This window comes from Nitrospira sp. M1, from assembly GCF_965152605.1.
This window is the reverse complement of the sequence record NZ_OZ224217.1, coordinates 2,732,122-2,755,621: the sequence shown is the minus strand read 5'-3', so window position 1 is coordinate 2,755,621 and position 23,500 is coordinate 2,732,122. Positions and strand designations below refer to the sequence as shown.

Annotated in this window: 22 protein-coding genes; 9 read left to right on the top strand and 13 right to left on the bottom strand. The window is 47.9% G+C overall.

All coding sequences use genetic code 11. The features are described from left to right. Window positions 1-99 precede the first annotated feature (99 nt). Window positions 100-1,389, top strand: coding sequence for a 4Fe-4S dicluster domain-containing protein (locus ACWHX8_RS12655; RefSeq protein ID WP_447968487.1), 1,290 nt, complete (start codon window positions 100-102; stop codon window positions 1,387-1,389). 165 nt (window positions 1,390-1,554) lie between these two features. Here the strand turns inward: ACWHX8_RS12655 and ACWHX8_RS12650 are convergent, their stop codons facing one another. Next, complete coding sequence (locus ACWHX8_RS12650; RefSeq protein ID WP_447968486.1) at window positions 1,555-3,381, bottom strand: glycoside hydrolase family 15 protein; 1,827 nt, start codon at window positions 3,379-3,381, stop codon at window positions 1,555-1,557. Window positions 3,382-3,626: 245 nt separating this feature from the next. On the opposite strand from ACWHX8_RS12650, the gene ACWHX8_RS12645 reads away from it, so the two are divergent. Together ACWHX8_RS12645 and ACWHX8_RS12640 are read left to right on the top strand one after the other, a co-directional pair. Continuing rightward, a complete protein-coding gene (locus ACWHX8_RS12645; RefSeq protein WP_447968485.1) occupies window positions 3,627-3,896 on the top strand; it encodes a hypothetical protein in 270 nt (89 codons plus the stop codon). 102 nt (window positions 3,897-3,998) lie between these two features. Further along, complete coding sequence (locus tag ACWHX8_RS12640) at window positions 3,999-4,253, top strand: hypothetical protein (RefSeq protein ID WP_447968484.1); 255 nt, start codon at window positions 3,999-4,001, stop codon at window positions 4,251-4,253. Window positions 4,254-4,965: 712 nt separating this feature from the next. On the opposite strand, the gene ACWHX8_RS12635 is transcribed toward ACWHX8_RS12640, so the two are convergent. The 10 genes from ACWHX8_RS12635 to ACWHX8_RS12590 form a co-directional block, all read right to left on the bottom strand. Beyond that, window positions 4,966-5,658, bottom strand: coding sequence for a sigma 54-interacting transcriptional regulator (locus ACWHX8_RS12635; RefSeq protein WP_447968483.1), 693 nt, complete (start codon window positions 5,656-5,658; stop codon window positions 4,966-4,968). Between the two features lie 700 nt (window positions 5,659-6,358). After that, window positions 6,359-6,883 carry a hypothetical protein gene (locus ACWHX8_RS12630; RefSeq protein WP_447968482.1) on the bottom strand — a complete coding sequence of 175 codons (525 nt, stop codon included), beginning with the start codon at window positions 6,881-6,883 and terminating at the stop codon, window positions 6,359-6,361. An 84-nt stretch (window positions 6,884-6,967) separates the two neighbouring features. Then, window positions 6,968-7,870 carry a hypothetical protein gene (locus ACWHX8_RS12625; protein WP_447968481.1) on the bottom strand — a complete coding sequence of 301 codons (903 nt, stop codon included), beginning with the start codon at window positions 7,868-7,870 and terminating at the stop codon, window positions 6,968-6,970. A 261-nt stretch (window positions 7,871-8,131) separates the two neighbouring features. Beyond that, window positions 8,132-9,451: a S8 family serine peptidase gene (locus ACWHX8_RS12620; protein ID WP_447968480.1), complete on the bottom strand. Its 1,320-nt coding sequence runs from the start codon at window positions 9,449-9,451 to the stop codon at window positions 8,132-8,134. Between the two features lies 1 nt (window position 9,452). Further along, window positions 9,453-10,082: an anti-sigma factor family protein gene (locus ACWHX8_RS12615; protein ID WP_447968479.1), complete on the bottom strand. Its 630-nt coding sequence runs from the start codon at window positions 10,080-10,082 to the stop codon at window positions 9,453-9,455. A gap of 19 nt (window positions 10,083-10,101) precedes the next feature. After that, window positions 10,102-10,818, bottom strand: a complete 717-nt coding sequence (locus ACWHX8_RS12610; protein ID WP_447968478.1) for an RNA polymerase sigma factor — start codon at window positions 10,816-10,818, stop codon at window positions 10,102-10,104. Window positions 10,819-10,924: 106 nt separating this feature from the next. Then, window positions 10,925-11,755, bottom strand: coding sequence for a PEP-CTERM sorting domain-containing protein (locus tag ACWHX8_RS12605; protein WP_447968477.1), 831 nt, complete (start codon window positions 11,753-11,755; stop codon window positions 10,925-10,927). 723 nt (window positions 11,756-12,478) lie between these two features. After that, a complete protein-coding gene (locus ACWHX8_RS12600; RefSeq protein ID WP_447968140.1) occupies window positions 12,479-13,390 on the bottom strand; it encodes a transposase in 912 nt (303 codons plus the stop codon). Beyond that, window positions 13,384-13,710, bottom strand: coding sequence for a transposase (locus tag ACWHX8_RS12595; protein ID WP_447968141.1), 327 nt, complete (start codon window positions 13,708-13,710; stop codon window positions 13,384-13,386). The genes ACWHX8_RS12600 and ACWHX8_RS12595 overlap by 7 nt, the downstream gene beginning before the upstream one ends. Window positions 13,711-14,262: 552 nt before the next feature. Continuing rightward, on the bottom strand, window positions 14,263-14,886 hold the full coding sequence (locus ACWHX8_RS12590; protein ID WP_447968476.1) for an OmpA family protein: 624 nt from the start codon (window positions 14,884-14,886) through the stop codon (window positions 14,263-14,265). A 385-nt stretch (window positions 14,887-15,271) separates the two neighbouring features. On the opposite strand from ACWHX8_RS12590, the gene ACWHX8_RS12585 reads away from it, so the two are divergent. From ACWHX8_RS12585 to ACWHX8_RS12575, 3 genes are all read left to right on the top strand, one after another. Continuing rightward, the gene (locus tag ACWHX8_RS12585) at window positions 15,272-16,360 is read left to right on the top strand and encodes a saccharopine dehydrogenase family protein (RefSeq protein WP_447968475.1); all 1,089 of its coding nucleotides are present in this window, start codon (window positions 15,272-15,274) and stop codon (window positions 16,358-16,360) included. An 8-nt stretch (window positions 16,361-16,368) separates the two neighbouring features. Beyond that, window positions 16,369-17,889 (top strand): L-piperidine-6-carboxylate dehydrogenase, encoded by a 1,521-nt coding sequence (gene amaB / locus ACWHX8_RS12580; protein ID WP_447968474.1) that lies wholly within the window; start codon window positions 16,369-16,371, stop codon window positions 17,887-17,889. A gap of 134 nt (window positions 17,890-18,023) precedes the next feature. Continuing rightward, window positions 18,024-18,617, top strand: coding sequence for a VOC family protein (locus tag ACWHX8_RS12575; RefSeq protein ID WP_447968473.1), 594 nt, complete (start codon window positions 18,024-18,026; stop codon window positions 18,615-18,617). 256 nt (window positions 18,618-18,873) lie between these two features. Here ACWHX8_RS12575 and ACWHX8_RS12570 read toward each other — a convergent pair whose 3' ends face one another. Next, window positions 18,874-19,464 (bottom strand): hypothetical protein, encoded by a 591-nt coding sequence (locus tag ACWHX8_RS12570; protein ID WP_447968472.1) that lies wholly within the window; start codon window positions 19,462-19,464, stop codon window positions 18,874-18,876. Window positions 19,465-19,920: 456 nt separating this feature from the next. Here ACWHX8_RS12570 and ACWHX8_RS12565 point away from each other — a divergent pair, with 456 nt between their 5' ends. Both ACWHX8_RS12565 and ACWHX8_RS12560 read left to right on the top strand, forming a co-directional pair. Continuing rightward, the gene (locus ACWHX8_RS12565) at window positions 19,921-20,163 is read left to right on the top strand and encodes a ribbon-helix-helix domain-containing protein (protein WP_447968471.1); all 243 of its coding nucleotides are present in this window, start codon (window positions 19,921-19,923) and stop codon (window positions 20,161-20,163) included. Then, the gene (locus tag ACWHX8_RS12560; RefSeq protein ID WP_447968470.1) at window positions 20,160-20,546 is read left to right on the top strand and encodes a PIN domain-containing protein; all 387 of its coding nucleotides are present in this window, start codon (window positions 20,160-20,162) and stop codon (window positions 20,544-20,546) included. The genes ACWHX8_RS12565 and ACWHX8_RS12560 overlap by 4 nt, the downstream gene beginning before the upstream one ends. Window positions 20,547-20,931: 385 nt before the next feature. Here the strand turns inward: ACWHX8_RS12560 and ACWHX8_RS12555 are convergent, their stop codons facing one another. Continuing rightward, a complete protein-coding gene (locus ACWHX8_RS12555) occupies window positions 20,932-22,602 on the bottom strand; it encodes a GMC oxidoreductase (RefSeq protein ID WP_447968469.1) in 1,671 nt (556 codons plus the stop codon). A gap of 603 nt (window positions 22,603-23,205) precedes the next feature. Between ACWHX8_RS12555 and ACWHX8_RS12550 the strand changes: the two genes are divergently transcribed. Beyond that, the gene (locus ACWHX8_RS12550; protein WP_447968468.1) at window positions 23,206-23,466 is read left to right on the top strand and encodes a hypothetical protein; all 261 of its coding nucleotides are present in this window, start codon (window positions 23,206-23,208) and stop codon (window positions 23,464-23,466) included. Window positions 23,467-23,500: the final 34 nt, after the last annotated feature.

Below are 23,500 nucleotides of genomic sequence, written 5' to 3'. Positions count from 1 at the left end.
TGCACCTCTTCGGCTTCCCTCTTAGCTAGGATATTATTTGCAGAAGATATTTCCACATTTAAACTTTAGCCATTTATTCAATAGTAAACGGAGGAACCTATGCCAGAGGTGTATAATTGGCAACTTGGTCGGAAGATGCTGTATCCGTATGAAGAGCGGCATCCGAAATGGCAGTTTGCATTTGTGTTCAATATCAACCGGTGCTTAGCCTGTCAGACGTGTTCGATGGCGGATAAGTCGACGTGGTTGTTCTCGAAGGGGCAAGAGTACATGTGGTGGAACAACGTGGAGACGAAGCCCTATGGGGGGTATCCGCAGTTCTATGACGTGAAGATCACGCAGTTGATTGAGCAAGTCAATCCCGGGGGGCAGGTCTGGAACGTGCGGGTGGGGCGGAAGCACCATGCGCCGTACGGGGTGTTCGAAGGGATGACGATTTTTGACGCGGGGGCGAAGATCGGGCAAGCGGCGATCGGGTATATCCCCACGGACCAAGAGTGGCGGTTTGTGAATATCTATGAAGATACGGCGACGTCGATGCGGGCGCTGGTCGAAGGCGTCGATAAGACGGGGTTCACGAAAGAAGAGCCGTGGAAGATGAGTGGGAGTAGTTTGCCGGAGCATGAGACGTACTTCTTCTATCTGCAACGGATCTGTAACCACTGTACGTATCCAGGGTGTTTGGCGGCGTGCCCGCGGAAGGCGATCTACAAGCGGCCGGAAGATGGGATTGTGTTGATCGACCAGAACCGATGCCGGGGATACAAGAAGTGTGTGGAGCAGTGCCCGTTTAAGAAGCCGATGTATCGGGGGACGACGCGGGTGACGGAGAAGTGTATTGCCTGTTATCCCCGAGTGGAAGGCAAGGACCCGTTAACGGGGGGCGAGCCGATGGAAACGCGGTGTATGTCGGCGTGTGTGGGGAAGATTCGCTTGCAGAGCCTGGTGAAGGTGGGGGAAGATGGGTTATGGGCGGAAGACCGCTGGAACCCGTTGTACTACACGATCCGGGTGGAGCAGGTGGCGTTGCCGTTGTACCCGCAATGGGGGACGGAGCCGAATGGGTACTACATTCCGCCCCGGCAAGCGCCGCGGGGGTATACGCGGCAGATGTTTGGGCCGGGCGTGGATAACGCGATTGAGAAGTATCTGGTGCCGAGTCGGGAGTTGTTGGCGGTGCTGCAGTTGTGGCGGGCGAGCCAGCAGATTCTGTTCCGGTATGATGTGATCCCTGGTCCGAAAGTGTTTGAGACCCAGATCCACGGGAAGAAGTTTGAGATGTATAACGATACCGTGTTGGGCTTTAACAAGTCGGGCAAAGAGGCGGTGCGGCAGCAGGTGGAAGAGCCCATCTATGTCCGCCCGGCGGAACGGATCAACTGGCTGTAAGTCGTTCAGACGACACACCAGAGAGACAACACCAGGCCTGGAGGGGGAGAATCCCCTTCAGGCCTGGTGTGTTTTTGCGCTGTATAGATGATGTAAATTCGGCTGGAAGTTCTTTGGTTTCGCTAGAGTACGGTATGTTTCTGTCTATTGAGATTGTGTGAGTCACTACCCAAGTTCACGGTCCAAGTTGAATGCAGCGCTTATGAGTGCAAGATGAGTAAAGGCTTGTGGGAAGTTTCCAAGCGCTTCACCGTGATGTCCCGTTTCCTCCGCATACAAACCGACATGATTGGCGTATCCCAACATTTGTTCAAACAATAGTCGTGCATCGTCTAAACGGACTCGATCAACCTTTCCAGCCCGGGTCATGGCTTCGACTAACCAGAAGGTGCAGATGTTAAATGTGCCTTCTTCTCCGCTGAGTCCATCCTGGGTATCCGCAATATTGTACCGATAAACCAATCCATTGGATGTCAAGCCGCCATCTTCTGGCGATCGGTTGGTGGCATCGAGTGTTTTGAGCATGCGAGGATCTGTCGGAGAAACAAAGAAGACGAGTGGCATCATGAGATTGGCCGCGTCGAGTGACGGGCTTCCGTATCGCTGGACGAATGTTTGTTCTTTTGCATCCCACCCTTTTGTCATGATTTCCTCATAAATCATATCTCGTGTTTTTAGCCAACGATCACGATCGGCTGGAAACGACCGTTTGTCGGCAAGGCGAATGCCACGGTCAAGTGCGACCCAACACATCAGTTTGGAGTAGACGAAATGTTGTTGTCCGCCTCGAACTTCCCAGACGCCTTCGTCCGTACGCTGCCAATTGTCACAGACCCAGTTAATTAAACGACGAAGATGTTTCCAGAGATCGTAAGAAATTGGTGTTCCGTATTTATTGTAGAGATAGACAGAGTCCATGAGTTCGCCGTAAATATCGAGTTGCAATTGATCGTATGCGCCATTTCCGACGCGGACGGGTTTTGAACCTTTATAGCCATCAAGGTGGTCGAGTGATTCTTCTGTCAATGTGTGACGCCCATCGATCCCGTACATGATTTGTAATGATCCTTCTGGACTTAACTCATGACATCGTGCTTCTAACCATTTCATGAATTGTGCGGCTTCCTCGGTAAATCCGATGCGCAAGAGGCCATAGATCGTAAAGGCGGCGTCACGAATCCAGGTGTATCGATAATCCCAATTTCTTTCTCCTCCAATCCCTTCTGGTAGACTGCATGTCGGAGCAGCCACGATAGCGCCCGTTGGTTCAAAGGTTAAGAGTTTTAACACCAGAGCGGATCGATAGACCGTTTCACGCCATCGACCCGTGTAGGTGCATTTCGATAACCACCGGCGCCAATAATCAACTGTTTGTTTGAAGAGTTCCTCGGCTTGATATTCAGAAAATGCCAGATCTTCCTGACTCTCTGGTTGAACCGCCTGAAGAGAGAAGTCGACTTCTTCTCCTTCTTTGAGCGTAAATTCTGCAATGATACTGTCGCCTTCTTGCTTGAGTGGAACTCTGGTTCCTAAACGAATCGTGAGCGTTGAGGACTCGAATATAGCTCCATGCTGCGTCACGATTGTTTTGTGTGCATCGCGGGCATAATTAAACGCTGGTCGGCACACAATACGAAATGCCATGGTTCCTCGAATAGCCTGAACGCGACGAATGAGACCATTGCAATGTGTGTCATTTGTTCGAAAACCGACAGGCATAAAATCAATGACCCGTCCGACTCCTTCTGGGGAAAGAAATCGAGTCACAAGAACATTCGTATCTGGCCAATAGTATTGCTTATTGGTGACTCGGTAAGACGACGGGGCAATTGAAAATCGTCCGCCATTTTGATCGTCAAGAATGGAGGCGAAAATGCTGGGAGAATCAAAGTGAGGAAAACATAACCAGTCAATCGAGCCGTTCATGCCTACCAAAGCCGTGGTGCGCATGTTCCCGATGAGTCCGTAGTTTTCAATGGGTTGGTATGGCATGCCAGACTCCAAGTTCAAATGGTGATTAGTGTGATATCAACGGTTGAGGGTGAGCGTATTCCTCTGATTGTAATGGATCAAACGATTTCTGTCATAAGATTTTTGTGTCAACGGTTCTTCGTATCAATAAGGCACGAGGAGGTTGTGTCCGAGTTGTGACGTCGTTGACTTTACAGAAGTGGGATGCGAGACTGAATCCATCCCCCTACAACTCAATACTTTTTCTTTTCTAAGGAGGTCCGTCGATGAAGCAACTATTCGCCGCATTAGTTATTGGTCTCTGTGTGATGGGGGTAAGTGCTGTTTCATATGCCCTTGATTTGGGTATGGGTGATGACAAAGTTAAAGATGCCGAAGCGACGTTGAATGAAATGACCAAAGAGGGTGAAGATAAAGTTAATGAAGCCAAGGGGGAAGAGACGGAGCAGAGTTTGGCGGAGAAAATTCAATCGAAGAGCAAAGATGACATTAAGGAAAAGATTGACGATATCAAAAGTGGTACTATGGAAAAGTGACGCTCATGATTGAGTCTTGAGTTGCTAGACAGAATGTCGTCATGAAAGGCCTGTGTCATACTGGTCTTCCTGGGTTTCGTTTCACTATCAAGGAGATGTTCAATGAAACACCTATTAGCCGCACTATTAACTGGAATGTTTCTGTTTGGGACAAGTTCGCTTTCTTCTGCTTTAGATCTCGATCTGAAGCAGATGACTGATAAGGCGGAAGAGGCCAAAACTGAAGCAAGCGAGAAAACGAAAGATGTGGTCGAGAAGACTGAAGAGGAAAAGTCTAAAGAACAAAACGATGGGATGATGGGCGATATCAAGGCTAAAGGAAAGGAAATGGTTAAAGAGAAAATTGATGGCATGTAACGTGCCATGGTGGCTCATTATGCAGAGGCGTTTCGCTAGGGCCTAACGCGTTGCTTCGTATCACATGAAAAAGCCTGCGTGAACTTTCGTTCACGCAGGCTTTTTCATGTCTATAGCTGTTTTAAACAACTTTCGCCGGATGCGGTCTATGATTTTCCTGTGTGAGTTGGAGTCTGTTGGCAAATGGTCTTGGTTCATAAAACTTGCTACAGAAATATGTGCGTGTCGTTGTCAATGCCGGCATCAACAAGGTTTCGCAATAGAGTCGGTGTGGATAGCAAGTGCTATCTTGTGGCTTGTGAGGTCTTTGTTTTCTGTAGGGTCGAAGAATTTAAAGGACAGTCGATGGCAGAAAAGGCTCTTTGAAAAGGCAGGAGGATGTTAATGAAAAATTGATGAGATAAAAAGGGATCAGGGGGATATGAGTAATGGCGACATAGGAGAGGAATTTCATGCCGTGCCTGCATGAGCTGAAAGCTCATGCAGGCAATTTTTTATCGATTACAGGCAAGTGGGAAGCGAATGAATTTACGGAAAATGCCAGGATAAAGGTTAGAATAAATACGGTTGGATAAAAATATGAACCGATAGACTTCGTGGAACGATTTAGAGATTTCCTTGATGAGTGACATTTTACTCATATTTTTAATATTTTTTCTCATTCGAGTCTTACTGTGAGAGACTGTGTGCGTTCACGCTGCTTCAGCGAGGCCTACGTGCCTAAGTTGAGAGCGCTGTTGTTCTGGGCTATGCGTTCTCTTTGCTCGACAAGTTGTGGAGAGGATGAGGCGTGAAAAACATCGTGGATTGCCAATCGATTGAGTTGGCTCAAGAGGTTGGCTTGGAATAGGCCTTCTTGGCATTGCCTCCAGATGTTTGTACTGGATGAAGCAACGACCCTAATCTCAATGTCTTCTACCTGGTGATTTGTGAACCGGACGATACCGTCACGATCCAACATGGAATAGAGTACGTGTTGTAGATCCATTGGCAAGCATTCAAGCTCGTCTAAAAATAACGTTCCTCCCAGTAAAGAGCTGGATTGTGCGTTGTATCGTTTCTGTAAGTTTGGTTGGCAAGGTGAGATGAATTGTGAGAGTGCTCTCACCCATGTTTCAAAAGGGTTCGTTCGGCAAGCGACATGAACAAATTGCTGTTCGGCAAATGGGCTTTTTTGGTGAATGAGCTTTGCGATATCGGTCATGTTGTGGTCTTTCTCATTCCACAAAATAACTGGTTGCTTGCTTGAAGCCACGCAATTGACGTGTACGCGTAATGTCTCGCTTGAAGCGTCTTCCAGCCAACGTGATCGTGGGCGGAAACTAATTTCTGTTTGGTCGAAGGATCGCCTAAATCCAAGGCGATATCCATTCCGTAGATGGCTCCAGATAGAGGGGGTATTCATAATGAAGCTCCTTTAAAAGTGAATAAATACGCTCAAAAGGTCAAAAATTCAAAAGCAGAACTCAAAACTCAATGAGGCAGTGGATATTTATAATAAATATGGAAAAGAGGCAGTGGATATTTATAGTGAATATGGAAAAAATGTAGGCCTGGTTTCTTTTCTATTTTTGTGCAAAATGTATTCCATGAAAATTATTTTGAAAGTTTCTTTCAAGAAATCAAACATTTTTGTGATCAAGGTTTGAAATAAGGGAAAAGATTACTCGAAAAAAGTGAAGGCTGACACCTGCACTTTCATCGTATAAATTTCACATATTGATCTCTTGAAATCACTCTTCATCTCATGACACATGACAATTCAAAAGGAACTTGTTACGCGAGCACCATGAGGTAGAAAAAGATGTCCGCTCGGATTGTCGAAGATAAAGAGTGTATGGGGGTTCAAAAAATATTCGATCAGTGTAGACAAGTCGTGTTTGAGGGCTTGCTTTGCCTGAAGCCTTCGAGCCTTAACCGTTTTTCCTGAGCTGCTAACCATCTTGTCCCTCTTTACGGTATGAGAAATTTTCAAAGAGCACCAGGTTGACCATGTTCCGTTGATCAGCGGACAACTTGTTCATCTTCATGATTTTCATGATCCTCATAGCTAAAAGATGTCAGTCTTTATTTTTCGATATACATTTTTAAAATATTTTCGTAAGTCAGTTTAGTAGTTCTTCGCCGTTTGGGAAGTTGGGTTCTGGCAAAAGATCGTCATATACTTCGTCATTTTCAGAATCGACGTGTTCCTCATTTAACGAGCTCAGCTGGGTTCGCAGTTCATCGACTGGGTAGGGCAAAGAAATGGTTGAGGAAGAGGATGGCCCCTCAGGCCTTAGTGATGCCGCTGTTCGTCGAGAAACAAGGTACAGTGCTGAAATTCTCCCTGTTGTCACATCACGATTGATTCCGTAGTTCCATCCGCTGAGAAGTCGATCTAAGCCTTCCTCTACCGGGAGATTCCAAAACGTTTTCGAAATTCTGACGTTGCCAATTTTCGTTTCTTCAAACGCCACAATGTTAAGGTTGCCGTGGTGACGTAAGTCGTTCAAGACGTCTGCCATAGATACATCATGAATATCCACGGTGAGTAAGTCGTGAGTCAGACGAACCTCGGCATGGCATGATGCGATGAAGCTCAGCAGTTCCAATATGACGAGGAGGCATGCAGTGAATGTTGGCATCATGATCTCCTTTTACTTCTGAATGGATGATCACGCAGGCTGTGTGCTGACCGCGAACGATCGCCCCCAGCCTGCGTCCCACAATTGCTAGAAGACGATTGCCTTGATGCGGTTTCGAAGTGTACGGCTTTTGATTTCGTCGACATCAATGGGTTGAGCTGGCACTTGCGTGAGGTCATAGGCTTGAATGAGGCCACCCTCACGGTTTGTACATATCACGACTTCCACATCTTTCAAGTGGAGGGTCACGCGTAACCCGTTATCCGTGTTTTGTGCTCCGCTTTCAAATGCATCAGCTGCTGCACGAATGAAAAATTTCACTAGCTGGTCGACATTGAGGGCATCCAATGCGGCTTGTCCGCCCTCGGCATTGGAACCATCAATGATCTCGCAGAATCCTGGTGAACCACTGGCGTTCATGAGTGGTAGATTGGTTTTGGGACTTAAGAATATTGGATCGGAGTCTCCGGTATCCGGAGTGCCTGGCAGATCAACGGCAAATTTGATGTTTTGATCATCGCCGATTTCTCCAATCAAGCCGAACATGACGGCATCAGTGCCCTTTCCGCCTTCGAACTGATCAGATCCATCGCCTGGGGCCCACATGAATATATCTCGTCCATGTCCACCGAACGCACGATCTTGATTGAATGGACTGAAGTCTTCCGTGCCTCCGATCATGACATCGTTGCCATAATTTCCCACGAGAATGTCCGGACCGAGTCTTCCTATGATCAGGTCATCTTTGTGGGTGCCACGGAGGATATCTCCAGATCGTAAGGTCTGATCACGATCGCCACCTGACAGGGCCGGGTCTTGTGGTTGAACCGTTGGGTTGGCTGTATTGTTGAGGTCTGATCCTTCTATCACATTATTAATTTTGACATTGTTGTGCTTGTACCAATTCCGAGCCTCGACGTTGTCGGTCATCCCGAGGCTTGTGCAGAGGGCCATTCCTGTGAGTAATGATGTGAGTGCTGTGTGTGTCATGCCGTCCTCCTTGATAGTACGTTGTAATGGGTAATGCGTCTGTCTTCCCTTGACGCCTGCTCAACAACTGTTGAGTCGAATCGTGTTGTTGGGTAAGTCGGAGGCTGAACTGAAAAGGTTGTAAATATTTTTGGTCCGTAGTGTGTCGGTGGGAATAATTTTCGGCCGTGAGTGACTCAGAGAGTGAACCTATTCATGGAAGAGAATGATAGAGGTATGTGAGGATGGTCGCGAGACTGTCGTGTGAGCGGTGTTGAGTCTTTATGAAGGGGTGTGGAGGAGTCGGGGCTTTGCGCCACATGTTTGGGGCATCTGAATGAGTCCCCAGCCGAACGTGTTGTCTTTTCCATGTTTCCCTAAATCCAATGCATGGGTGGCAAGATAGTTTGAAATTTGCTCTGGCGTCCATTGTGGATGCATGTGTTTGACGGTTGCGGCTGCGGTTGTGACGAACGGTGCGGCAAATGACGTTCCGGACTGAAAGACGCCGTCGTTGTCATTCTTGGGAATCCATATGTCGACCCCGGGTGCGGAAAACGCAATATATGGCCCTCGACTTGCGTGTCGATAGGGATGGAGGTTGGAGTCTAGTGCGGTGACGGCTATCACCCCTGGTTGAGCTGCGGGATAGACTGAACCTCCGCGAGGCCCAGCGTTGCCGCCAGCCGCAACAATGGAAATATCGTGTGCCAGAGTATTGTTGATCGCATAAGAGAGTAATGTATTGGGTGGGCCACCCAAGCTGAGGTTAATGATCTGAACATTTTGTTCGATAAGCCAGTCCAGCGCTCGGACAATACTCCATGTCGTCGCTTCCGTAATGCCGTTGTCTGTCCGACGAAAAGCCTCTGCGACAAACAACGAAGCTTGGGGAAGCAACGCATGGCTCGTAGATTGAGCTTCTCCTACAAGAAGTGTTGCCACTGCTGTTCCATGATGATCTGGAGCTTTGCGAGCTTGTTCAGATAAAAATGATTCAGTGTGAATTATTCGATGACGAAGTGACGGCCGATGTCGATCGATGGGCGTGTCGATCATCCCGATCGACATGTCGTGTGATGTACAGCTTGCTGTCTGCTTATTCCATTTTACCAATCGATGACCGTAGAGACGTGGGTCCAGTTGGTCAGTTTTCCCTTGAAGGAAATAATGGTGATTGGCATCGATAATATGTGAAGGGAAGGCGTGACGGAGCTCGACAATACCTTGTTGCACTGTGTGTCCCGGTGGGACGTGCAAGATGCTCATCACAAATCCTAGGCTATTCAATATTCGGCGTTTCTTTTTGATATATCCACGAGACAATGCAAAGACATCGAGTTTTTTGGCTTCGTTTTCGCTGACATTGATCACACAGACTTCGCCGGGTTCAAGTGCATTCAGATCAATATTGGCATGGTCGTGTATGCCATTTTTTCGCAAATCTTCAAATTCCTGAGAAGTGTCTTGTGAAGCTGTAGTGTGTGGGGTGGGTTCCGCGTGAATCGGAACTTCAGAGGCGGTTATCCCACAGGATGCTCCAGAGAGAAGAGAGCAACTGAGAGCTGTGATGATCGATAGTCGTGAGATTCGGGTATGCATCCTATGGTTGCCTTCCTTCATCTTGTGCGACGTGTTGAATGATTGTGGTGTGTTGGCGGAGTTGTTCAATCATTTGTTGGAGTGAGGGTTCGTCTCCGGTATGAGGATCGAGTCGAATATGATAAATGCCCAAGGAACTTGGTCCGTCAATGAATGTGGCGTGAATATCTGTCAGTACTTCTCGTATTTGTGACTCAGTTGCGGTTGGCGTGAATGAAACTTGCAAGACACGTCCTTGTGCGTGAGGGCCGGCAAGTGGGACCATCGGTTTTGATAAATACCATGTATCTATTAACAGTCCAGCTTGAATGAACATGATCAGTACAGCGGCAATAGCCAGGCCTGTGCGCCACCATCCAGATTGCTGTGCTTCTTGTGTCTCATTCACATTCTGTTGAGTTCGAATTTCATGGAGAAGTCGATTGAGACCCACTTCACCGGAATTTTGGCTTGATGCTTTCTTCACCTGTTCCCGCATCTTTTGAAGCAGGTCGACTTCTTGTTGGCACTGTTGACAGGATTGGAGGTGTTGTTCCACCTCCTGTCGTTCGGCACCCTCCAGCGTTCCATTGACCAACCAAGGCAATAGCTCATCAGGATGTGTTGTCTGTTCCCTGGGGTTTTGGCTCATGGATTTCTCGTTTCTCTCGTCAAAGTCGCCTTTGCAGGCAACGTTTTAATGCCTGCTTCGCGTGAAACATCCGTGCTTTGATTGTGCCCTCGGGACTTCCCGTAATATCTCCTATCTCTCGATACGATAAGTCTTCAAAAAATGCTAAGTGCACCGTTTGACGATGGTCGGGTGACAATTTGCCCATGCAATGTTGAATATGATGCCCGAGTTGTTTCTGAAGGAGAATCTCATCCAAATTATCTGTCGATGGCTCTACGAGCGAGTCTTCGAGCTGTTCCGTACGGTATTTCCCTGATCGACGTAAGTAGTCGATTAGTTTGTGATGTGCGATGCCGAAGACCCATGTGGTGACCGAAGATCGACCTTGAAATGTTTTGGCTCCTCGCCAGACGTCCCACATCACGTCATTAAGGACATCCCCAGCTTCGTCTGTATCGTGTAAGCGAATGTTAAGGAATGCAGAAATGCGCGACTCAAATATTTGATAAAACTGTACGAATGCAGCTTCGCTCCCTTGCGCTATTTCTTTGAGAAGGGAGCGGTTGTGTCTGTCGTCTGTTTCTTCTGTCTGCCGTGTTCCCCCAGCATGGTCTGCTGGCGAAGTATATGGCGTTCCAGTGGGGGGTGACACGCGGGGCCTCCAGATAGGGAAACGACAGGCATGATCGGGGCGAAGAACGATTGGATGTGCTCGTCGAATGTCGCTGGAAGAGAATTGTGCCGTGTTTTTCATAGAAGGTCAACAATCCAGAAATTATCGAACATGGTTCCAGTGGCGAATGGCACAAGAGCCCCATCTGTAGTGAGGAGGCCTTTGTGCCCGGTAGTCGAGTTCATGCTCAGGAAGAGGTCGGCGTCTGCTCTACCCGACGCGTTCTTTTCCACAAGCCAATCCCTACGATGCCGGTTCCGAGTAACAGCAACGTGGTGGGTTCGGGGACCGGTTGTGGCTCACTGTATAGAAAGTCATCCAGGACGACGATATCGACGCCATTGATTGGATCATCATTTGGGCCAATAGCCGTGTTTCCAGCCGTGATTTGGACGCGGGCCACTTGTTCTGTGCTAAAGGTTGCGCCTAGAAACGATAGTCCTTGTGGATTGGTTGGTGCATACAGGGACAAGAGTGAATTGCCCGACGTGTCAAAAAAATCAAGTTTAGTGCTGTCGGGAAGATCGACATCGGTAAAGATGGCGCCGAATCCACTGACGGTAGCTGGGATATTAGTTGCTGAGACGAAAAAATGTACATCAAGGACGTTTGTGTCGATCGGTGTAAACAGGCGCGGAGCGCTAAACGTATCAAATTGATCTGGATACGTAGGGTTGATGGTGTCGAATTCATTATCGAATCCATCGTTACTGACACGAAATTGTGAGTTCTCGGATGTCTTGAACACCGCACCGCGTGTGACTCGCTCATTGAAGAAGTCTCCAGGCATGTTGAAAGGAACAATGCCGGCGTCCCAATTAATTTGCCGCCGACCGTTTGCAAGAGGACCTGGGGAATTGCCGTTATTCGGGTCTCCAAGTGCAGCTTGGAAGGCCGTGACTGTATTACTGATGTCGGCATCGTTGTCATAAAACGTCGTCGACACGGCCTTAGCCATTGAGGGAAATGCTAAGGTCACAGACATCAGACTAATGAGTGAAATCGTGAAGAAGTGCATGTGGAACCTCCTTGTTGAGTCCTGTCTCGGCGTATGATTGATTCACAAGTGTCATGCGTACGTTATTGAAGTGTAGCTTTTCGGCATTTCAACATTGTTTGGGCATGCTATGTCGGTCTTGTCTCGGGTAAGTCGAAGCTATGGAGGAAATGGTTGCAAGAAATATTGTGTGGTCAGAATTTTTTCTAAATTCTGAAGATGAAGAGAGTCTCGCTTATGCCATCAGTATCGTCTGACGTGATGGCAAAGCGAATCCACATACACATCAGTATGCTTGGACATGGTAGACGGAAGGCCTCGTGGTTCTCTCAGACCTTCGACATCGTCACTCACTCATCCAACTGATCTCTGGATGGTGTCCTCGAGCATGATAGCTGTGCGCGCAGGAGCTCTTGGAATGTCGCCGACTCTGGGCTCAGGTAGCGGCTGATGCTCTGAATTCCGGTGTTCAAGTAGAACACGGTTGGTGTGTAACGTAACGCTGCTGAATGGCAGCCTACGTTGGACTTCTAGCCTCGTTGTAATTTTGATTATAGGTGTGCTTGAACACGGTTGGTGTGTGACGTATCGCTTCTGAAGGGCAGGCTACGTTGGACTTCTAAACTCGTTGTAATTTTGATTATAGGTGTGCTTGAACACGGTTGATGTGTAACGTAACGCTTCTGAAGGGCAGCCTACGTTGGACTTCTAAACTGTAGCGCCTGCAATTAATCGGACACGTATTTAGGAAGCCATCTTGGCCTTCCGGTTCCATTCCTGTCGCACTTGTTGGGGCGTACGGTATGCATGGCGTTGTAGAATCCAGTTCGCATTGTAGCGTTCTCTGAATTCGTACAGCGCCCCTCTCAAGTGCTCTTCATCGTCGTAATCCTGAAGCCACAACAATTGTTCCTTGAGCGTACGAAAGAATCGTTCGCTCACCCCATTACCTTCTGGACTTCGCACAAAGCTCGGAGATGCCTCCAGGCCAAGGAAGGCTAGCTCGGCCTGAAAGTCGTGACTGATATATTGACTGCCATGATCATGGCGCACGAGCACCCCCTTGGCGACTTTGGCCTCGTAGGTCCCAAACACATGGTTGACCGCTTGGCGAATGGGCTCTAAGGCTTCATGGCGTGTACCGTACTTGGCTGCATGAAGGCCGAGACACTCGCCGGTAAAGTGCTCAAGGACGGCAAAGACGGTCACCTGGCCCTGCTTGAGTGTCCACGTGGCTGTGGCATCTGTGCCCCACATCAGATTGGGAGCCATCGGAATAATTGACCCATCATGCACTCGGGGGCCGTTAGGCGACCCTCCTCGGACAGGCGCCAAGAGCTGATGTTGCCCCATAAGCCGCCGCACCCGTTCCTTGTCTGCTCGCAAGCCGCGATGCCGCAGTCGCGCCCACACCTTGCGATACCCTTCGCCAGGGAAGCTCACCTGTGACGACCCAGCGAGCACTTGCCTGATCGCGACCATCAAATCCTCATTACTCACCAGCGGACGTCGGCCACGCTGCTTGACCGCGTTCCCGGCAACTCGTCGACGTTGCAGCCAGTCATATACGGTTGAACGTGGGATGCCCCACACATCGCATATACGAGACCATCCATACCGGCGCTTTGTGGAAATCGAACAGGTCTCGCTCAACACTTCGATTTCCTCAAGTGCAAAGGGACGCCATCCTCCAGACGATCGATCTTTGCATACAGCAAGTCGTTATCCATAACCAGGGACCCCACCTTGGCTTTCAGCGACCGGTTCTCCGCTTCCAGAGCCTTCTCCTTAGCTGACTCGCCAGTATGAAAGGTGGCCTCGCCACCCTGCATGAAGCTCTCCTGCCATTTCTTGAGCACATACGCCGGCTGACCCGTCAGCCGACTCACTTCTTCCAGTGACGCCCCCTTAAGTAGAACAAGCACCACCTCGGCTTTCCGGCTAGCATTCCAACGCTTGTGTTTGCTGAGTTTCATCGACACCTCCAATTGCCATAAAATACGCAATTTAAAGTGTCCAATCAATTACCGAGGCAATCCAAAACTCGTTGTAATTTTGATTATAGGTGTGCTTGAACACGGTTGGTGTGTAACGTAATGCTTCTGAATGGCAACCTACGTTGGACTTCTAGACTCGTTGTAGTTTTGATTGTAGGTGTGCTTGAACACGGTTGATGAGTAACGTAACGCTTCTGAAGGGCAGCCTACGTTGGACTTCTAAGCTCGTTGTAGTTTTGATTATAGGTGTGCTTGAACACGGTTGATGTGTAACGTAACGCTTCTGAAGGGCAGCCTACGTTGGACTTCTAGCCTCGTTGTAATTTTGATTATAGGTGTGCTTGAACACGGTTGGTGTGTAACGTAATGCTTCTGAATGGCAGCCTACGTTGGACTTCTAGCCTCGTTGTAGTTTTGATTATAGGTGTTCAAGTGGATATGATCGTCGGGCGAGCTACATGGGCCTGGAGGGAAATTGTCGTCGCGATCTTGCTGTAATCCTGTCTGTATTACAGGTAGCCCTGGGCAGGTTTATTCAGGTTTCGTTAATTGAACAAGGTATCCGCGTCGGTTAATCGCATGGCAGGTTTCGTGATCTTCAAAGCACACGGGGTGCGTGTCACCGAAAGACACAGGAGTGAGACGGTCGTCCTCGACTCCTAGGCTTACGAGATAATCTTTGATGGCAAGGGCTCGCTTGTCACCTAATACTAAATTGTAGCCTTCCGACCCTCGATTATCACAATGTCCTTCAATAATAAGAGAACTCTCAGGGTTTTTCTTTAACTGCATGGCGGTCAGTTCAAGGATGTGGCGGCCTTTATTTGTCAATGTCCAGCTATCGTAATCAAAAAATAAACTGGGAACATATTCTGGTAATTCCTTCGGAGGATCAGGTGAATGGTAATACGAGGCCGGAGTGAGTGCTGAGCGTGTCTCCGTCGAACCCATCGTTACGATGGGTTCTTCTTGCAATGTTTCTGCTCCGATATTGGCATCCATGGTCATCGATGAGTCAGGATGCAAAAGAGAGGATGACGGGTCTGTAGGTTGCGATTCGGAAGAGTATTCATGGGTTACCATGGATTGGCATGCCGAAAGATTGATGAGAAGCGTCAGTCCCAATAAGAACGTATTTCTAATATGTACAGACATGGTAGCTCCGTCGTGATGGTGCTCAATAGTGATCATTGGTGTGTGAGTACTATGTGTGTGTTTCGGGGAGAAATCGTCAGTTCTTGAGGCCATTCATTCAATCATGGTGTGCAGGTTTATCCGATTCGTACATGGATACGCTTCTCTGTTTCGTCACGTTGGAATTTGTTGTACGTTGCTGTTTGTTCGGTGTTGTTCATGAGTGCCTCACTGCTCCTACGTCAAAACAGGGAAATCGCTCGACTTGTCCCGCGTAGCGGGGAAGGGGATCGAACCTGTTCATTATTTAAGGTAGTGGCGAAAACTAGGGTGAGAAACTAAGCGGATAAAGAGAGTAGCCAGAATTGAAGAGACATAGGATAATGTAAAAAAAAGGGGTACATCTATGCGAAACATTCTGGTGTTGGGTGGTGGGAAAATTGGTTCGCTCATTGCGGTTTTATTAACTGAGACGGATGACTATGTCGTGCATCTGGGCGATGTGGATGTAGATGCGACGAATCGCTTAACGAAAGAAGTTACCCATCCAAACTTTCATGCACATGTTCTTGATGTTATGGCCGACGATGAGTTGACGCAGTTTCTGGCTACAACAAAGGTCGAGGGGATTATTTCGAGTCTTCCGTATTTCTGTAATCCCATCGTTGGAGAAGCGGCGCGTTCGCATGGCGTGCATTATTTTGATCTGACAGAAGATGTGCAAGTGACCGAACGGATCAAAGCGCTGAGTCAAGGCGCCACACAGGCCTTTGTCCCGCAATGCGGCCTCGCGCCTGGATTTATCAGTATTGTCGCGAATGAATTGATGACGCATTTTGATGTGATTGAATCCGTGAAAATGCGGGTAGGGGCGCTTCCGGTTAATCCCAGTAACCGTCTGAAGTATTCCTTGACCTGGTCCACCGATGGACTGATTAATGAGTATGGCAACCTCTGTTACGGAATCGAACAGGGAGAAAAAGCCTCGTTGCAACCGTTGGAAGGATATGAAACGATTGAAGTCGATGGTTTACTCTATGAAGCGTTTCATACATCCGGAGGGTTGGGGACGTTAGCCGATACCTATGCGGGCAGGGTCAAGACCATGAATTACAAGACGCTTCGATATCCCGGGCATTGTGAGAAAATTCATCTGCTCATGAATGACTTGAAGCTTAACGATGATCGCGAAACGTTAAAGCGGATTTTAGAGCATGCGATTCCTAAGACGCTACAAGATGTTGTCTTGATTTACGCAGCCGTGAATGGGAAGCAAAACGGAGAGTTGTACGAAGAAAACTATGTCAAGAAAATCTATCCACAAACGATTGCTGGAAAGTTATGGTCGGCCATTCAAGTGACCACTGCGTCTGGTATCTGTAGTGTCGTGGATCTCGTGTTCGACAATCCTTCCGCGTATCATGGATTTGTTACACAGGAAACCTTTCGTTTATCAAATATTCTCGACAATCGTTTTGGACAACATTATGCGTGAGGTGAGAAATGGATGTGTTGACGGAGCTTGGTCTTCAGCCCACGAACTCCGACGGATGTGCCGGTCCAGGAAAATGGACTCAGTCGGCTACTGCCGGAGTTTTACAGTCTATCAATCCTGCAACGGGTGAACCGCTTGCAAAAGTGAGCCTGTGCACGTCGGAAGATTACGAGAGGATTGTTCAAGAATCCTTGCGTGCGTTTCAGCAGTGGCGACAAGTGCCGGCTCCCAAACGGGGAGAGGTAGTCAGGCTCATCGGTCAGGCGCTTCGAGAAAAAAAAGATGCGTTGGGTAGTTTAGTTTCGATGGAAGTTGGAAAAATTAAAGCTGAGGGTGATGGCGAAGTCCAAGAGATGATCGATATGGCGGATTTTGCGGTAGGTCAAAGTCGGATGTTGTATGGCAAAACCATGCATTCAGAACGGCCGAATCATCGGATGTATGAACAGTGGCATCCGTTAGGTGTGGTCGGCGTGTTCAGTGCCTTTAATTTTCCTGTGGCTGTCTGGGCATGGAATGCCTGTATCGCGGCTATTGCCGGAAACACGGTCATTTGGAAACCGTCACCGAAAGCGCCGCTTACCGCAATCGCCGTGCAGCACATCTGCAATCGTGTGATGGAAGAGCAAGGCTATGCTGGGATCTTTTCCTTGTTCATTACCGACAAGAACGAACTGGCTGAACAGATGGTTGCAGATACGCGTGTTCCGCTTATTTCCTTTACGGGCTCCGTTCCGGTTGGACGTCATGTTGCCGGAATCGTTGCGCATCGACTTGGCCGGACGTTACTCGAATTAAGCGGAAATAACGCGGTGATTGTTGATGAAACGGCTGATTTGGATATCGCTATTCCAGGCATTGTGTTTGGGGCTGTAGGAACAGCAGGGCAACGATGTACCTCTACGCGTCGACTCATCGTGCATGAGAGTCGGTACCAAGATGTGGTCTCACGATTAATTAATGGGTATGAGCAAGTCCGTATTGGGAATCCTTTGGATGAAGGGGTCTTGATGGGACCGCTCATTGACCAGCAGGCGGTTAGTACCTATCAAAGCGCACTTGGCGAAATCCAAAAGTCTGGCGGAGAAATTCTGTATGGCGGTCAGGTATGCGAGCCGCCAGGGTTTTTTGTCGAACCAACGCTTGCCTGGGCTGAAAATCAATGGGAGATCGTGCAGCGTGAGACATTTGCTCCGATTCTGTATGTCATGACGTTTCGTGCCTTCGATGAAGCGATCGCATTACAAAATGCTGTGCCTCAGGGATTGTCGTCTGCACTGTTCACCTTGAATATGCAGCATGCCGAACAGTTTTTGGCTGCCACGGGAAGTGATTGCGGTATCGCCAATGTGAATATTGGGACCTCTGGTGCAGAGATCGGTGGAGCGTTTGGAGGAGAGAAAGAAACGGGTGGAGGCCGAGAAGCAGGGTCAGATGCCTGGAAAGCCTACATGCGTCGACAGACAAATACGATCAATTGGGGAACCGATTTGCCCTTGGCACAGGGAATTACCTTTTCTTTGGACTAACAGCGACAAAACGTATCTCGTTGAGCAAAAAGACGTTGCTCGTCGCTAGTCTCTCGTATCTCGTTAAAGAAAAGTTTTTTAGTTTTTGCGAGCAACTAGCAACGAACGACGAAATACGAAAAGGAGGTTCAACCATGGCAGCCACATCTGAGTTGGAAACAACGGTTCTCAAACTTGTCGATGAGTATGTGTCACGCAATCAGGCCGCGCGAATTTTTGCTGAGGGATTGAATGACGTTGGGGTGGGCTTGTTTCCGGTCTTGGATCATATCACGGTTCGGACGTTGAACATCGATCAGCGGGCAGAAGAATTTATTAAGGTCGGCTATAGCTATTCCGAGACCCTTCACTATGAAGATTGGTATGCCAAAGTGTATCGGGCCATAGGGTATCCGGCATTGTTTGTCGATCAAGCCTATGACGATGAGCGTGGGAAAACCAGTATCATTCCAGGGTGGGTCGGCACGTTTGGAGATCGTACACTTCACCACATCGCTATCCTTGTCCAAGATATTGACCAAGCAATAGAGGCATCTCAAAAGCGAGGCATTGGCTTTGCCGGAGCCGTAATTGGTGAGCGGGGAGAAGACTTACGGCAAATTTTCACTGTGCCAGAAAAAGTAGAAGGTCAACCGTTTTCAGTCTTAGAACTCACTGAACGTCACAATGGCTATCAAGGGTTTTCGCCTCCACAAGCGAATCGTCTAATGCAATCGACGGTGCAGTAAATTTCTTCCTTAGTATGAATATTGGCTCTCAGGAGTAAAGAAAAGGAGATGTCATATCTCTAAAGCGGAATGATGACGACCGACTCAAAACGATCCAAAGCGGACATAGGGCTTAGTCTAATTTGTAACTAAAATTGAATATAAGCATCAGGAGTAGCCCTTCATGGAATTATTGGGGATGGGTTGTATGTGGCTTGACCCTGTCGGATATGTTTGGTGGTGTTGAGCGAATCCTCGAAAAAATAGTAGGAAATATTCAGGGCATCAAAGAGAGGTCTATTTTATGCTCGAACTCTTTCCCGGAATCTTCAATAATCACTAGCCTCGCCTCTTTTTGTGGGTCAATTTGACTGTAAAGAAAAAAGAGTGCCGTGTTGTTTCTTTCACTCACAGAACCCATGTTGTATCTTATTCCAAGTGGTTGAATGTTCTTCGCGCCTTGTTTACGAACTACCTGATTATCAAGAAACCCTTTTTTTGAAGCTCGGTGGCAGGTCCGTATATTTATAGCGAAAGATATCTCTCTTACCTTGCCACTCAACATATACGAATCGATCTCCGCATATTTTTTTGCAGCAGCCATAGAGCTACCGACTAAGTCACGTATCTTTGTAAATACATCGCCATTGTTACATGTTGATTGGTCGCCAAATTTGTATTGTTTAATAAATTTCCCCACAGAAACATCATAAGCGTCAGAATCCGTTCTCCATAATTCGGCAAGGTCTTTCCCCTTAGCGATTGCCTCATCTATTTGCACTTGGGTGGGAGAAGCTTCCATGCCCCAACCAATGGAAGGCCAAAGGACAATCAAAATTGCGGTTATTCTGAAAGGGTATTTGGGCATGATGCTTCTTCTTGCCCTAACTAATTTCTTTAATTTAGCGCATCTCTTCCTATTTGAGGAGTCCACATTTAACGTCTCTGGGGAATCTACCTCAAAACTCTAGGACGATTCAATTTAACCGCTCTCTGAAGCTTAGCGAATGTCTGCATCTGGTCAATCTCCAATCCTTTTGTGACGGTTTTAGTGCTCGAATGGATATGTAAACTTCCCCGTTAAGTTGACAGTTTGTATGTAGATTTTTCGGCCGTAGGCTTATAATTGGTATACGGAGACGCTCCTTGTAACTTCATGCGGTCTGTGTTCATTATAGGTGTTGATCCGCTCTGCCGGGTAGGTTGGAGAGATATAGTGAAATTACTGTCTTGTCCCCTTTGACTGTCTTTTCTTCCTTGACAAAAGTCATTGACATATACTACTAATGTATACATTAGTTAATTACGTAAGCAGGTAGAATAAATGATACGAACTCAAATCTACTTAACCGAGAGTGAGAAGGATCAGCTAGAAGCTATAGCCAGCACTCGTGGAGTCAAACAAAGTGAGCTTATTCGGGAAGCCGTCGATGAATTGATTGAAAAGTATGCACCTTCTCAGCGTTTAGTTCGCCTCAGAAAAATACGAGGCCTTTGGCGTGATAGAAAAGACTTTCCTGCCCTGCGTGACCTTCGCAAAGGCTGGAGCCAAAGGACCAAAAATTGAAGCGTGGATTTCTCCTTGACACAGATGTCATCATCGACTATCTCAAAGGTCTTGACGCAGCCAGTAATTTCATAGAACCCAATCTCGATGTTGTCGGCCTATCAGTTATTTCAGTTGCAGAAATTCGAGCAGGCATGAGAGGGAAAGACGAAGAGCAAGCACTTGAAGAATTCCTCTCTGTTATTCCTATATTTGATGTGACTCGAATCATTGCTGAGAGCGCTGGGGATTGGGTTCGCCAATTCGGCAAGTCTCATGCAGTTGAAGTTCCGGATGCTTTAATTGCCGCGACTGCTATCACGTACACTCTTGAGCTGAAGACTCTCAATGTTAAGCACTACCCCATGTTCAAGAGTCTTACTCCTGCTTACAAAAAGAGATAGGTTTCTATTCGGGGAAAGTGGAAGGGGCAAGACGCTTGCTTTTGAATACCTTGCTCACTACATTATTTTGTCGTGCTCGCCCTGGTGCTCGGCTGGAAGGCCGGGTATGTGGCATTCTACCTAGCTGCAGTCAGCCAGATTCTTCTATACACGCTGCTAAGGGAATTGGATAGTTGATATTTCACCAGAATTTGCCGTTTCAGACGAGCAGTGGTCGTACCTCACTGGGCTAGTGGTACTCCACATTCTTACTCTTGTACTCGTGACAGTCGGCGTTAGAGTTCGCTCAACAGCCGCTTTGCTCCGACTTGGGAGCGCCGATCCTATCTCATGACAGGTTTCTGCATAGCGGGGCAGTAGTTGCCTCCGACGCTGACTGACTCTTTCAGCCCAAATGTCGCGAGAGGCGCAAGGCTAGGCCTGCAAGAGTACGAACGGGATTCGCGGCCGTGCTGATTGGCATGACGGACATGTCGCAAACATAGAGACCGGCGGCGCCTCGGACCTTGAGATTTTCGTCCACAACTGACTCGTGGTTAAAGCTTGTGTTGCGGTTGGGCTTCCAGGGCATCCGCAAGGTGCCGCAGGCATGATGCACAGTTCCCCAACCGAAAGGCCATTGCTCGCCATTACCGCCGCCATACTCACCGGTAATCCAGTCCACATCGTTGAATTCTTTAAACACACGATTTCGAGTTTCGTTGAGTAATTTGAAAAACTCCTCACGGCTCTTTTGCCAGCCTGCGAGTGCTGGGAATCGTGATTGCAACAGATCATCTAGCGAAGAAAAGCGCTTGAAGCGAACGTCGGGCGTGTACCCGTCGTTGGCGTGTGAGAAAATGCCGTTGAAATCATCCAAACAATTGGCGAAGCTGAACTTTATGTCTACGCGGGTCTTGCTGGTATTGTCAGCAACTGGTTCCGCGGAGGGGTCGTTGTTTCGTAGGTGCCAATATTCGTGGTTGATGTTCATCTCGATATTGAAGGGATAGATCAAATGACCACTGGCGTCAGACTTGCCGCGTGAGTAGAAGATGATCTTGGCATGATCCCGGCGACTAAGAGAGATGCGTGGACTATTTCCCAACGACGAGACATAAGCCTGTGACTCACCCGTAACGGGGTGATCCGTCAACCCAAAGCCTACAAGCCCCTTTACACGATCGGGCAGACTTTGGTAAATCGCGGAACGATTGATCAGTTTCGGACTCTCCGTAGAGCCAGCGGCAATCACAACTTTTTGGGTGTAAAAGCTGACTTGTTCGCCTGTGACTGTGTTGGTGGTGCTGACTTCATACCATCCAAAAGGGACGTCATGAATGGCCTCAACGAAGCTATTAAGCTTGATGAAGAGACCTTCGCCATTTTGATCGACGCCGGGCGTTAAGCCTACCTGGTTGATGAGCAGTTCGGCGGTATTAAATACACCCGTCGGCTCCACAAAGAACTGATCCCGCGGTGTGCCATCGCGATTGAGATAGGGCTGGTGCAGAGCGCGAGGGGTCTCGTGTATATCAAAGTCACTGTTCAGAGGGCTATTGCGGAAATGCTCCACCAATTCCTTCGCCTTATCACCCAACGAGATGGACTCGTTCATTCGGTCAGCGGCCAAGTCAAAGTAGTCCGAAGATAAAGCTGAGCGTACATTATCCGGGAAAAAGTCTAGTTCCCAGCCCTGGACCTGTGGGATCAGGCCAGACCAAAAGATGGAACGCCCGCCGAAAGCCAATTGTGGCTTGCCGCCAATGAACTGATGGTCGGTCGGCGACTGTTTGAAATTGTCGACACCAAAATGATTGGCTACGGCAGAGTTTGGTATGCGGCTGATGTTGTAGACGTGTGTTGGATAAATGAACGAACCAGCGTCAAGCATCAGAATGCGATGGCTGTGACCTAGTCGGTCAGCCAGGTCGTCGGCTAGGATGCCGCCGCCCATACCGGAACCGACAATAATATAATCAAAGTCTCTCTCGGCGCCGTCATAGTCTCGAATCAAGCGGGTATGAGCGTGGGTTTTCTGTGCAACCAAATTTACGTAATTGTTCTGAAATGGCATCTCTGTGTTCCCTGAGTTTCAGTGTATCGTATCCTAGCGGTTAGAATAAATGCTCGATCGGGATGTGGCGTGGCCTAACAAGTGATTAACTAGTTTCTGGATATCTCCGAGCCAGTTATTGCATTTTTGACACATACGGCTTTGCTGTCTCTGCTTCTTAAGGATTACACGATATTTACTCATGATATTCAGAAACCAGATAATACCAGATGATAGTTGTGTCGGCTCAAATTGCTAACCAATTCTGCAGAAATTGCTGGATAAAAGCAGTCGGGACCACTGCGAAAACGAGCGCATCACGACAAAAGAGGCAAAAGGCCCACTTGATTTTTGATCGATTAATTCTGAATAGATAAACGGGTATTACTATTTACCGGCAAAAGAGGTCTCTAGTACCCGCCGCGAGGAATGACCGCTCATGGCAGAAAAGCAGACATATCGGTTGCCGACCCCAAGCGGACATTTGGGGATTTTAACGTAGCTCTATTAAATGGCAGGAGCCCATATAAGCGTCTAGCCGTTTATTGATATTTGGATCTGTATATTGAACTATTCTACGGTACTATGGGCATGGCTAGTGAATAAACAGATCAAATGCAAAACATGAATGTTAAGGCCATGACCAAGGATGGATTTGAAGTAGAACCTCAAACGGTTATATTTCCAATTCTTAAAGAGCTTGAAGAAGGTAAAAACCAGATGATAGGAACTGGTTTTTTTATAACAAAGATCGGTCACTTTGTTACTGCGAAGCATGTAATTGAGGATATCTATAACATCCCCACGAGAAAACAATCGAATCCAATTCATGCAGTACATTTTGTTGAGGGTTTCAAAGTCCTTGTCCGTCATATAACGAAGTAAAGAAGTAAGAGGAAAGGGGACGGATTAGTTTAAT